This window comes from Azovibrio restrictus DSM 23866 (assembly GCF_000429665.1).
Classification (GTDB): Bacteria; Pseudomonadota; Gammaproteobacteria; order Burkholderiales; family Rhodocyclaceae; genus Azovibrio; species Azovibrio restrictus.
Genome location: NZ_AUCH01000005.1, coordinates 256,431 through 267,479 on the forward strand (window position 1 = coordinate 256,431; position 11,049 = coordinate 267,479).

Below are 11,049 nucleotides of genomic sequence, written 5' to 3' on the forward strand. Positions count from 1 at the left end.
AGGCCTCCTCAGGCCCGGAAAATGAAGTAGACCGCACCCAAAAGGCATAGGGCAGCCCACAGATAATCAAGCTTCAGTGGTTGTTGCATGTAGATTACCGCGAAAGGGACGAATACCGACAGGGTGATCACTTCCTGCAGGATTTTCAGTTGCGCCAGGCTCAGGGCCGTGTGGCCGATCCGGTTGGCGGGGACCTGCAGCAGGTATTCGAACAGGGCGATGCCCCAGGACAGGAAGGCGGCAATCCACCAGGGGCGGTCGGCCAGATGTTTCAGGTGGCCGTACCAGGCAAAGGTCATGAACAGGTTGGAGAGGACCAGGAGGCCGGTGGCCTGCCAGAACACCGGCTGGTTCAGCATGGCAGCCGCCGGATCTGCTGGGTGGCCACGGCCGGCAGCCAGGCGGCGAGGCTGCCCCGGCCCGGCAGTTGCAGGTCGGGGGCGATTTCGGCCAGGGGGGCGAGCACGAAGGCGCGCAGATGCAGCCGGGGATGGGGCAGGGTGAGGCGGGGGGAGTTCAGGACCTGATCGTTGTAGAGCAGCAGGTCCAGGTCCAGGGTCCTGGGCGCATTGGCGACGCTGCGCACCCGGCCCCGGGCCTGTTCCAGGTCCAGCAGGGCCGCCAGCAGGGCTTCGGCTTCCAGCCCGGTCTCCACGGCCGCCACGGCGTTGACGAAGTCGGGCTGGTCCAGGAGCCCCACCGGGGCGGTCAGGTAAAGGGAGGAAGCCGCCTGCAGCCGGGTCAGGGGCAGGCTGTCCAGGGCCGCGATACCGGCCCGCACCATGGCCTGGGGGTCGCCCAGGTTGGCGCCCAGGGCGACGTAGGCGCGGTTCCTCATGCGGCAGTGTCGGCTGGGCCTTCCCCGGCGCCCTGGCCTGGCTTCTTGCGGCGCCGCCGTTTCTTGCGGGCGCCGCCCTGGTCGGGCAGCAGCATCTGGGCCCGGGTTTCCCCTTCGGCGGCTTGGAAATCGGTCCACCACTGGGCCAGCTCCTGATCCAGTTCGCCGGCCTCGGCCCGCAGGCAGAGGAAATCGTAGGCGGCGCGGAAGCGCGGATGTTCCAGAACCCCGTAAGGACGTTTGCCGGAACGCTGTTCGAAGCGGGGCTGCAGGGCCCAGATTTCCTTGATGTCGGTGGCGATACGGCGGGTGATGGCGAGCTTTTCCCCCTGGACGTTGAGGACTTCCTCCATGGCCTGATGCAGGGCCGGAATGGGGGATTCGCCGCCGTTCTTGATCCGTTCCCAGACACTCAGCACCTCGTGCCAGAGCAGGGTGGCGAACAGGAAGCTGGGGGAGGAGGTCTTGCCCCGGCGGATGCGTTCGTCCGTGTCCGCCAGGGACAGCATGACGAATTTCTCGCCCAGGGGCTGGTCCAGGATCACGTCCAGCAGGGGCAGGACCCCGTGGTGCAGGCCCTCGGCGCGCAGCTGCTGCAGGCATTTGACCGCGTGGCCGCTGGTGAGGAGCTTCAGCATCTCGTCGAAGAGCCGGGCCGCCGGGACGTTTTCCAGCAGGCTGGCCAGTTCCCGGATCGGGTGCCGGGCCTCCGGGTCTATGGACAGTCCCAGCTTGGCTGCCAGGCGCACGGCCCGGAGCATGCGCACCGGGTCTTCCCGGTAGCGCACCTTGGGTTCGCCGATCATGCGCAGGGTCTTCTGCTTCAGGTCGGCGACCCCGTGGTGGTAGTCGAGAATCTGCTCGCTGGCCGGATCGAAGTACAGGGCGTTGACCGTGAAATCACGCCGGGCCGCGTCCTCGGCCATGGAGCCGAATACATTGTCGTGCAGCACCCGGCCGTGGGCATCGGTCTTGGCATCGTCCCCCAGGGCGCCCCGGAAGGTGGTGATCTCGATGATCTCCTGGCCCATGTAGGCATGCACGATCTGGAAGCGGCGGCCGATGATGCGGGAGCGGCGGAAGCAGCGCTTGGCCTGTTCCGGCGTGGCATCGGTGGCCACGTCGAAATCCTTGGGCTTGGCTCCGGCCAGCAGATCGCGCACGGCGCCGCCCACCACGTAGGCCTTGTAACCTTCGGCTTGCAGGGTGTCGCACACCCGGCGGCTGCCGGGGCTGATCTGGTCGCGGCTGATGCCGTGGCTGGAACGGGGAATGATGGCGGCCTCGCGCTTGCCGGCCGGTTTCTTGTCGTTGCCGAGTTTCAGTACCCGGCTGATGAATTTGCGGATCATCCGTGGATCATTCTGGAAAGTGCGCCATCATACTGCATTCCCGCGCAGGCTGATGATTTCCCAGCCTTTTGTCAGGGCCGTCTGGCGCAGTTTGTCGTCCGGGTCCACCGCCACCGGGCGGCTCACCCGTTCCAGGAGCGGCAGGTCGTTGTGGGAATCGCTGTAGAACCAGCTGTCACTGAAGCTGCCCCACCAGAGCCCCTGGGACTCCAGCCATTCCTCCACCCGGGTGATCTTGCCTTCCTTGAAGGAGGGGATGCCCCGGGAAAGCCCGGTGAACGCCCCGTTTTCCCAGGCAGGGATGGTGGCGATCAGGTGCGGAATGCCGAATTCCCGGGCGATGGGGCCGGTGACGAAGCTGTTGGTGGCGGTCACCAGCAGGCACAGGTGGCCGGCCTCCAGGTGTTCCTGCACCTTGGACCGGGCGGCTGCGCCCATGATCGGGCGGATGCGGGTCTGCATGAATTCCCGGTGCCAGGCATCCAGTTCGGCGCGCTCGTGGCGGGCCAGGGGCGCCAGCTGGAAGGCCAGGAACTCGTAGATGTCCAGGGTGCCGGCCTTGTACTGTTCGTAGAACTGGACGTTCTTGGCTTCCTGGACCTCCCGGTCCAGCACCCCCTTGCTGATCAGGAACTGGGCCCATTCAAAGTCCGAGTCGCCGGAGAGCAGGGTGTTGTCCAGATCGAAAAGTGCGAGTTGCATGTCAGTTTTCCAGGGGTGAGGCCAGCACCTCCCTGAGCAGGGGCAGGGTGATGGGGCGTTTCTGTTCGAGGGAGTAATGGTCCAGGGCCACCACCAGGGCGGACAGAGCACGCATGTCCCGGGGGGCGTGGCGGAGCAGGTAATCCAGGGCTTCCCGGGGGAACTTCATGGCCCGTTCCGCCGCCTGGTGCTGGATGGCCGCCGCCTTTTCGGCGTCGGAAAGGGGCAGGAGGCGGTAGATCAGGCCGTAGCCCAGGCGGGTGCGCAGATCGTCGCGCAAGGCCAGGTGGGCCGGCGCCTGGGCGGCTGCGGTGAGCAGCCGGCCCCGGGCGGCCCGGATCCGGTTGAAGGCGTTGAAGAGGGCGATCTGGCCTGGGGCCGACAGGGCTTCCACGTGATCCACCGCCAGGTTTTCCGGCAGCTCCTCCAGCCCGGCCAGGTCCGGGTCCTGGCGTGCATCCCGGTAGCAGAAACCGCTGGCCAGGAGCAGGTGGCTCTTGCCCGAACCCGGTTCGCCCCAGAGCAGCAGGCTGGATTCCCCGTGGCCTCCTGCCAGCCAGGCGGTCAGGGCCGCCAGGGTTTCGCCATTGCCGCCGGGGACGAAGTTGTCCAGGGAGGGGGGCGTTTCCGGAAGCAGGTCGAGAAGCAGCTGACGCATGGGGCGGGTGGGCTGGAAAAACCCGGGATTTTACACCCTCGCCCCCGGCTCCCGTCAGTCCTCTGCCCGGCTTTGCCGCCAATGGCGATCCAGGCGGGCGGCGCTGGCGGCCTCCCGCTGGGCGCCGACGGCCCCCCGGCGCCAGCCCCGGGCGGCTCCGTACAGGGCGCGGAAATACTGGTCCGGGTCGTAGGACACCAGGAGCAGGTCCACGCCCGCGTCCAGGGCGGCCACGGCGGCCCGGTCTATGCCGTCCCCGTAGACGGCGCCCATGTTCAGGTCGTCGGTGATCAGCAGGCCCTGGTAGCCCCACTGGCGGCGCAGCAGCTCCTGGACCAGGGGGCGGGACAGGGAGGCCGGCTGCAGGGGATCTACCTGGGGCAGATGCACATGGGCCAGCATCATGGCGGCGCCGGTGCTGGCGGTGACGGCCTGGAAGGGCAGCCAGTCGTCGCGCAGCTGCTCCGGTTTGAGGGACAGGCTGGCCCGGACCAGGTGGGTGTCTCCCTTGACCCGGCCCAGGCCGGGGAAATGTTTCACCGTGGGCAGCACGCCGCTGGCGCTCAGGCCGGCGCTGTAGGCCGTGGCCACCCGGGTCACCAGCCGGGGATCGGCGGCGATGGCGCGCCGTTCGATGCGGGTGTGCTTGTCCTGCCAGTTGCCTTTCTGCCCCGGGTGCAGATCCACCACCGGCGACAGGTTCATGTTCACCCCCAGGGCGGCCATGGCCTTGCCCTGGCGTTCCCCATAGGCCCGGGCCCGGCCCTCCAGCCCTTCCGGCTCCCGGGTCAGGCTGGCCAGGGCGGGCTGGGCCTCCACCAGGGGCGACAGGTGGGCGACGCTGCCGCCTTCCTGGTCCGCCATGACGAACAGGGGCGGCAGACCCGCCCGGCGGCGCAGGGCCTGGAGGGCGTCGATTTCCCGGCGCAGCTGGCCCGCCTCCAGGCCCCGGATGTTGCGCCGGCTCAGGTAGATGCCGCCGATCAGGCCCTGTTCGGCCAGGGGTGCCAGCTCGGCGAAGTCCCGGAAGCCGACCACGAAATGCCGCCCCATGCGCTCCATGGCCACGCCCCCTTGGAACACCTGGTACTGCTGCCAGCGGAACCAGGCCTCCTGGCCCAGGGTGAGCAGGGCCAGGGCCAGCCAGGCCAGCAGGCGCAGGCCGGGTTCCAGGCGCTGGCGCCGGGTCTGGGCCTGGTGCCAGGCCCGTCGGGCGCCGTACAGGCCGAGCAGGGCCAGGCCCAGGAGGATGGCGGTTTCCCAGTCCCGCCAGAGGTACAGGAGCGGGTGCTTGAGGTGCAGGGCCACGCCGGCCAGGGGGGGCAGCAGGGTCCAGGCCAGCAGGGCGCCGCTGGGGCGGGGCAGGCGCAGGGCTTGCATCAGGCTTCTCCTTCCCCGTGGCCGGGCTCCCCGAGCCGGTACCAGTTCAGGCGGCGGGTGCTGAGCATGATGGCCCCCAGGGCGATGAAGAGGAGCAGGCTGCCCATGAGCAGGGAGTTGTCCTCGGACTGCAGCACCCCGTAGAGCACCCCGTACAGGCCGGTGAAGCCGGCCCCGAAGGCCAGGGCCGGACGGCGGCCGCCCAGGACCCCGGCCAGGTAGGTGCAGATCAGCCCGATGCAGGCGGCGGCGGAGATCAGGTAGGCGAGCAGGAAGGAGAAATGCTCGGAAAGGGCGATCAGGAGCAGGAAGAACATGGCCAGGGCCAGCCCCACCAGCAGGTACTGCATGGGATGCACGGGCCGGCGGCGCAGCAGTTCCCCCAGGAAGAAGGCGGCAAAGGTGAGCACGATGAACAGGCTGCCGTACTTCACCGCCCGCTCCGCCTGCAGGTACACATTGACCGGGTCCATGAAGCTGATGCCCAGCACCTCCCGGCGGGAGTCATTGGCGAAGCGGGCGTCGTTGGCCTGCAAGGTGGCTTCCAGGCTGCGGGCCAGGTGGGAAACTTCCCAGCGGGCCGCGAAGCCCTGCCCATCCACCCGCCGTTCCCGGGGCAGGAAGCGGCCCTGAAAGCTGGGGTGGGGCCAGTCCGAGGTGAGCTCGATGGTATTGGCTTCGGCGCTGGGGGCGATGGCCAGCTCCTCGGTGCCGGTGAGCTTCAGGGGGAAGGAGAAGTCGAAGCGTTTGGCCTCATCCAGGGGCAGGGGCCCCAGGTCCAGCTCCAGGCGCTTGCCGGGCAGGGTCTGTTCCAGGAGCCCGTCCTGGGCTGCCTCGAAGCGCCGGATCTGGCCGTTGATGCTGACTTCCGGATCGTTGCTCACCCCCCGGGGATCGGCCAGGCCCAGGAGCAGCACCGCCTGGGCGTCCACCAGCTCCACCTGGGACGACAGGCCCAGGTGGCCGGGGACCTGGAAGTTGCCCGCGAAGCTCAGGTCCAGGTGGAACAGCCGGGCCTGGTAGATGCCCCGGCTGCGGCGCTCCACCGTGGCCTTGCCGCGGATGTCCAGGGCCTTGGCGGGCAGGGTGAGCAGGTGCTCATGGATAGGGCGGGAGGTGGTGATCTGGCCGGTGTCCGGGTCCTTGCGGGTTTCCGGGGCGCCCCGCTCCCGGTAGCGGATGGCCAGCACCGGGCCCACCAGGGTCTGGGCCCCGGCGGCGCTGCGGGCGATGTTTTCCTTGACTTCGTCCTGGCGCAGGCTGCGCCCCCTGATCTGATCCTCGATCATGAACAGGGGAAGCATCAGCAGCAGGGTCAGCAAGCCGATGCTGAGCAGCTTGTACAAGAGTTTGCGGTCCATGTCCTTCTCCGGTGGTGGTTGATGCCGGCAGGATAGGCAGGACCTGTGAACAGCGCGGGAAGCGTCCGGGAAGGCAGGGTGAAGTCAGGGTGAAGTGGTGCGGATTCAGGCCGCCGGCAGCTCCAGGCTGGCCCGGGCGCCGCCTTCGGGGCGGTTGGCAAAGCGGGCCTCGCCCCCGTGCAGGCGGGCCACCTCGCGCACCAGGGGCAGGCCCAGGCCGGTGCTCTTGCGGCCCGTGGCCGGGTGGGGCAGGGAATAGAAACGCTCGAAAATCTGCGGCAGGGCGTAATCGGGCACCCCTTCCCCCTGATCGGCCACGTGCAGGCGCAGCAGCGGGCCCTGGCGCTCCAGCTGGATGTCCAGCAGGCCGCCCGGGGGGGAGAAGTCGATGGCGTTGTCGATCAGGTTGAGCAGGGCCTGCTGCAGCAGGAAGGCGTCGCCCCGGCAGGGGAATTCCCCTTCGGCCTGGAGGCGGGCTTCCAGGTCCCGGGCCTCCAGGGCGGTGCGGCGGTTTTCCAGGACCTGGCGGGCCAGCTCCGCCAGGTCCAGGAGGCGGCTGCCCTCGGGGCTCTGCAGCTGTTCCACCCGGGCCAGCTGCAGCATCCGTTCTATGGTCTGCTGCAGGCGCAGGGCCTGGTCGCGGATCACCTGGATGAAACGGCGCCGTTCGGCTTCCGGCGGCTGTTCCTCCAGCAGTTCGGCGGCGGAAACCACGGCGGTGAGGGGGCTCTTCATTTCGTGGGCCAGGTTCTGCACGTATTTCTCCACGTACTGCTTGCCTTCCAGGCGCTCCCGCATCAGGGCCAGGGCCCGGGCCAGTTCCGAGAACTGGCGGCCGCCGCCGGTGGGGGCTTCCACCTTGCGGCCGGCGCTCACCTCCCGGGCGTAGCGGATCAGGCCGTAGATGGACCAGGTCAGCCACAGGGAAAACACCAGGCCGATGCAGGCCGAGGCGGCCAGCATCAGCAGGCCGCTCTGGCGCACCCGGGCTGCGGCGCGCTGGACGTAGGGGAGCAGGGTGGTCATGGGCTTGGCCAGGGACAGCACGCCGATCAGCTCCCCCTGCCAGTAGATCGGGGCGGCCACGTACATGACGGCGGAACCCGGGTCGTCCGGGTCCTCCTGGGTGTGCCGGGCCCCGTATTCACCGCGCAGCACCCGGGCCACGTCCCGCCACTGGGAAAAGTCGCTGCCCACCGACTGGCCTTCCGAATCGAACACCACCCGGCCCTGGGGGTTGGTCACATAGACCCGGAAATCGATGCTTTCCTTGCGCACCCCGGAAATGGTGGCGGCCGGCAGCCGGTGCCGGGCGGCGCGCAGGGAGGCGGCGAAGGCGCCGCTGTTGATGCGCTGGTGGGCGAGATCCTGGGCAGCCAGCTCGGCCAGCAGATGGGCCGCATCCACCAGGGTTTCCTCGGTGGCCTGGCGGATGCCCGGCTCCACCTCCTGGGAGAAGGTGTTGAGCACGAACCAGGCGGCCAGGCCCACCACCAGGAAATAGCCGAGGAAGAGACGGACGGAGATGTTCATCCTTGAAACCTTATTCGAACCACAGAGAGACGGAAAACGCGGCGGCAGTCCTTGTGTGGCCCTGCCGCCCTGGCTTCCGGCTTGCGCCAGGCAGGGGGATGAAGCCTTGAAGACTGCCTGGCGCTGTACCTCCGGGCCTCTGTGGTGCGGAATTCAGGCTCATGGATCGATGCTGTAGCCCAGGCCCCGGTGGGTGGTGATCGGGTCCCGCTCCGGCAGGCAGGGGCGCAGTTTGGCTCGCAGGGTCTTGATGTGGGTATCCACGGTGCGCTCCTCGGTTTCCTCCGCATCGCGCCAGACCAGGTCCATCAGGGTGGCGCGGCTCATGACCCGGCCCGGGCGCTCCAGCAGACAGGCCAGGAGCAGGTACTCATAGCGGGTCAGGGTGAGCCACTGGCCCCGGCAGGCGATGCGCAGACCCTCCCGGTCCACCTGGAACAGGGGCGCCGCTGCCGGGGGCGGCGGCTCGGCCGGGGGCGGGGCGGCCGGCCGGGCCCGGCGCAGGATGGCGCGCACCCGGGACACCATTTCCCGGGGGCTGAAAGGCTTGGCCACGTAATCATCGGCCCCCAGCTCCAGCCCGACGATGCGGTCCACCTCCTCGGCCCGGGCGGTGAGGAAGATCACCGGCACCTCGGAATGGCGGCGCAACTGGCGGCAGACATCGAAGCCGCTCATGTCGGGCAGGCCCACGTCAAGAATCACCAGGGCATAGGCGCGCTGCTCCAGGCGCGTGATGGCTTCGCGGCCCAGGCCGCACCAGTCGGCGGCATAGCCTTCGGTCTTCAGGGCATAGGCCAGGGTGTCGGCAATGGCCGGCTCGTCATCTACGATCAGGATTTCCATGGGCACATGATATGCGGCCCGGGGCCCGGCGGGCAAAGCCCCGGGCTCCTGGGATATTCCGCCGGAGTTGTTTTCGCCCTAAATGAATGGCATATTCCCGGCTTGCGGCGGCGCGGAACGGCAGGTTCCCGCCGCCATCAATTTTCACCATCAGCACGTCATCAGCGAGGAAACCCACCATGGATGAGTACCTGTCAGTCAACGCCCAAGGGGGCGAAGTCAGCCGCTCCCAGTTCATCAAGACCACCTATTTGTACCTGGGCGGCGCCATCGTGGCCTTTGCGCTGCTCTCCTTCGTCCTGCACCTGAGCGGTTTCGGCGTGGTCATGCTGAAGTTCATCTCCGCTTCCAAGTTCGCCTGGCTGGCCATCCTGGGGGGCTTCATGGTGGTGGGCTGGCTGGCCACTTCCATGGCGGACAAGGCCGAAAGCAACATGGCCCAGCTCACCGCCCTGGGCATCTACGTGATCGCCGAAGCCTGCATCTTCTCGCCCATGTTCACCCTGGCCAGCGTGGCCGTGCCCGGCGCCATCACCGCTGCCGTGTTCGCCACCGCCCTGCTGATGGGCGGCCTGACCTGGACGGCCATGAGCAGCACCAAGGACTTCTCCTTCCTGGGCGGCATGCTCCGGACCGGCGGCCTGATCGCCCTGGGCGCCATCGTCGCCAGCATCATCCTGGGCTTCTCCCTGGGCATCTGGTTCTCGGCCCTGATGATCCTGTTCGCTGCCGGCTGCATCCTCTACGACACCTCCAACATCATCCGCCACTACCCCACCGACCGCCCCGCCGGCGCCGCCCTGCACCTGTTCGCCTCGGTGGCCCTGATGCTCTGGTACGTGCTGCGCTTCATCATGCAGCTGGCTGGCGAAGACTGAGCTGCCCTGCACCCACAAAAAACGCCGCGTCACTGCGGCGTTTTTTTTGTGTAGCAGCCGAGTCACATGAAGCCTTCAGCCGGATAGGCCGCCCTGTTTCAGCATCCCAGCCCTTGCGCTAGCAGGTCGCCGCCTTCCGGGAAGTTGCTGGCTACCTGATCGAGAAGAAGGTCCATGTTCGCTCCTGAGGGGGAAAAGGTCATCGTACCCGGGTGGAACAGGCGGAGCGGATGACGATACGAAAATATTCAGCTACTGCGAATCTCTATCTTCACCATTTATTTTCAATCAACCTGACAGATAACTAATTAACTGGAGAAATAATATGGCCCGACATGTGATTCCTGACTCGGTCGATTTTGTCGGTGAGTGGTGTCTTCCAGCAGAAAACGAAAGTTCCGAACAAATCCCGGGGACACTCTCGTGGTCATCCGGGAAGGCAACACTCCAACTTAACGACACTTTTACCCCTCTTCGAGGCTCCATCTTTGGAAATGAAGAACATCGTTATCAAGCCATCCATGGAACGACAACGAACAACATAGTTAGCGTGCTTCGCGCATTGAGGACTGGTGCGCAAATAAATATCGGCCAAGCCGGCTTTCGCGAGTCTGAACGATTGATTTCCAGTTTGGTCATCGTCGGCGCCCACGTAACCCCTCAAACCAGATACAGCGAAATTCGGTTCAGAATACCTGGTCTGCAAATTTGGTTATGCAGATCAGGGATCCAGCGAACGATTATTCCAAAGACTGAGAACTCCCCCGCAGGTGTTATTTACCAGATCGATGGCCTATCAGAAGAAGCGACATCTATCCCCAGCCTAGACATGGAACTGGGCTGGGGGATTGATAGGAGTTTTTCGGGAGACCTAATCACTGACATCACAGTCAAAACATCCGCGTGTCTTCGAATCAAACCGAATCAACCACAAGATGTTGATTGGTTCTTAACCCAGCTATCGAAGGTGAGTACGTTGCTCGCTTTCATTTCCGGTTCGCCGATGGCTCCAGACCATGTATCGGCAATCGTTGCGGACACACGGCAAGATGTGGAAATCCTAGTGGCCCTGCGGGAAGCAAAATACTGCACGCTGAGTCGAGATCGGGACTTTTTCATGCTTCGTCCAGCCATGGGGAACGACATGGCTAACGTCTTCATATATGGACTCCCCCGGAAATCAAGGAAACTGAACGATAGGTTTGGCAGCTGGAAAGCGCATGCAGTCGTATATCCGGCATCTGGTGTGGGTTCTCTATGACCCGTGCCGACATGGAATCTGCTCACGGTGCGCCAATCGGTACAAGCGGCAGGCAAGCTGCCGGAAGAGTTATCGGCGTCAATCCGTGTCGGTGCGATCCGTTTAGCCATGATGGGCGATCAGTCTCAAAGCAAACGCGGGAGGGGAAACAACAGGAACATGGGGTTTCCTTTCAGCCGGCAATGGCAAAGGCGGTACGACTCAGTTTCTTTTCCTGACGTGGCTGCGGATGACCGTAGG

12 protein-coding genes are annotated in these 11,049 nt (G+C 66.1%); 3 read left to right on the plus strand and 9 right to left on the minus strand.

Going from position 1 to position 11,049, the window contains the following annotated elements:
* Nucleotides 1-8: 8 nt before the first annotated feature.
* From G474_RS0107360 to creB, 9 genes are all read right to left on the minus strand, one after another.
* A complete protein-coding gene (locus G474_RS0107360) occupies nucleotides 9-359 on the minus strand; it encodes a DMT family protein (protein ID WP_026686411.1) in 351 nt (116 codons plus the stop codon).
* Entirely contained in the window at nucleotides 353-838 is a 486-nt protein-coding gene (folK, locus tag G474_RS0107365; RefSeq protein ID WP_026686412.1) for a 2-amino-4-hydroxy-6-hydroxymethyldihydropteridine diphosphokinase, read from the minus strand. The genes G474_RS0107360 and folK overlap by 7 nt, the downstream gene beginning before the upstream one ends.
* Complete coding sequence (pcnB, locus tag G474_RS0107370; protein WP_026686413.1) at nucleotides 835-2,190, minus strand: polynucleotide adenylyltransferase PcnB; 1,356 nt, start codon at nucleotides 2,188-2,190, stop codon at nucleotides 835-837. Before pcnB ends, folK begins: the two co-directional genes overlap by 4 nt.
* 27 nt (nucleotides 2,191-2,217) lie before the next feature.
* Nucleotides 2,218-2,892, minus strand: a complete 675-nt coding sequence (locus G474_RS0107375) for a histidinol-phosphatase (RefSeq protein WP_026686414.1) — start codon at nucleotides 2,890-2,892, stop codon at nucleotides 2,218-2,220.
* Nucleotide 2,893: 1 nt separating this feature from the next.
* On the minus strand, nucleotides 2,894-3,550 hold the full coding sequence (gene hda, locus G474_RS0107380) for a DnaA regulatory inactivator Hda (RefSeq protein ID WP_026686415.1): 657 nt from the start codon (nucleotides 3,548-3,550) through the stop codon (nucleotides 2,894-2,896).
* Between the two features lie 54 nt (nucleotides 3,551-3,604).
* Nucleotides 3,605-4,930 carry a glycoside hydrolase family 3 N-terminal domain-containing protein gene (locus G474_RS19975; protein ID WP_051282045.1) on the minus strand — a complete coding sequence of 442 codons (1,326 nt, stop codon included), beginning with the start codon at nucleotides 4,928-4,930 and terminating at the stop codon, nucleotides 3,605-3,607.
* On the minus strand, nucleotides 4,930-6,291 hold the full coding sequence (gene creD, locus G474_RS0107390) for a cell envelope integrity protein CreD (RefSeq protein WP_026686416.1): 1,362 nt from the start codon (nucleotides 6,289-6,291) through the stop codon (nucleotides 4,930-4,932). The genes G474_RS19975 and creD overlap by 1 nt, the downstream gene beginning before the upstream one ends.
* Nucleotides 6,292-6,396: 105 nt before the next feature.
* Complete coding sequence (gene creC, locus G474_RS0107395) at nucleotides 6,397-7,824, minus strand: two-component system sensor histidine kinase CreC (RefSeq protein WP_026686417.1); 1,428 nt, start codon at nucleotides 7,822-7,824, stop codon at nucleotides 6,397-6,399.
* Nucleotides 7,825-7,983: 159 nt separating this feature from the next.
* On the minus strand, nucleotides 7,984-8,670 hold the full coding sequence (creB, locus tag G474_RS0107400) for a two-component system response regulator CreB (RefSeq protein WP_026686418.1): 687 nt from the start codon (nucleotides 8,668-8,670) through the stop codon (nucleotides 7,984-7,986).
* A gap of 179 nt (nucleotides 8,671-8,849) precedes the next feature.
* Between creB and G474_RS0107405 the strand changes: the two genes are divergently transcribed.
* From G474_RS0107405 to G474_RS23885, 3 genes are all read left to right on the plus strand, one after another.
* A complete protein-coding gene (locus G474_RS0107405) occupies nucleotides 8,850-9,548 on the plus strand; it encodes a Bax inhibitor-1/YccA family protein (protein WP_051282047.1) in 699 nt (232 codons plus the stop codon).
* A gap of 325 nt (nucleotides 9,549-9,873) precedes the next feature.
* Complete coding sequence (locus tag G474_RS23285; protein ID WP_156919189.1) at nucleotides 9,874-10,809, plus strand: ApeA N-terminal domain 1-containing protein; 936 nt, start codon at nucleotides 9,874-9,876, stop codon at nucleotides 10,807-10,809.
* Between the two features lie 27 nt (nucleotides 10,810-10,836).
* Nucleotides 10,837-11,049: hypothetical protein (locus tag G474_RS23885; RefSeq protein WP_211228074.1), on the plus strand; the 213-nt coding region annotated here is incomplete at its 3' end.

Coding starts and splice junctions, on each gene's coding strand:
- creC (WP_026686417.1), bottom strand. CDS start 7,824: ATGAACATCTCCGTCCGTCTCTTCCTCGGCTATTTCCTGGTGGTGGGC.
- G474_RS23285 (WP_156919189.1), top strand. CDS start 9,874: ATGGCCCGACATGTGATTCCTGACTCGGTCGATTTTGTCGGTGAGTGG.
- creB (WP_026686418.1), bottom strand. CDS start 8,670: ATGGAAATCCTGATCGTAGATGACGAGCCGGCCATTGCCGACACCCTG.
- G474_RS0107375 (WP_026686414.1), bottom strand. CDS start 2,892: ATGCAACTCGCACTTTTCGATCTGGACAACACCCTGCTCTCCGGCGAC.
- G474_RS0107360 (WP_026686411.1), bottom strand. CDS start 359: ATGCTGAACCAGCCGGTGTTCTGGCAGGCCACCGGCCTCCTGGTCCTC.
- folK (WP_026686412.1), bottom strand. CDS start 838: ATGAGGAACCGCGCCTACGTCGCCCTGGGCGCCAACCTGGGCGACCCC.
- G474_RS0107405 (WP_051282047.1), top strand. CDS start 8,850: ATGGATGAGTACCTGTCAGTCAACGCCCAAGGGGGCGAAGTCAGCCGC.
- creD (WP_026686416.1), bottom strand. CDS start 6,291: ATGGACCGCAAACTCTTGTACAAGCTGCTCAGCATCGGCTTGCTGACC.
- G474_RS19975 (WP_051282045.1), bottom strand. CDS start 4,930: ATGCAAGCCCTGCGCCTGCCCCGCCCCAGCGGCGCCCTGCTGGCCTGG.
- hda (WP_026686415.1), bottom strand. CDS start 3,550: ATGCGTCAGCTGCTTCTCGACCTGCTTCCGGAAACGCCCCCCTCCCTG.
- pcnB (WP_026686413.1), bottom strand. CDS start 2,190: ATGATCCGCAAATTCATCAGCCGGGTACTGAAACTCGGCAACGACAAG.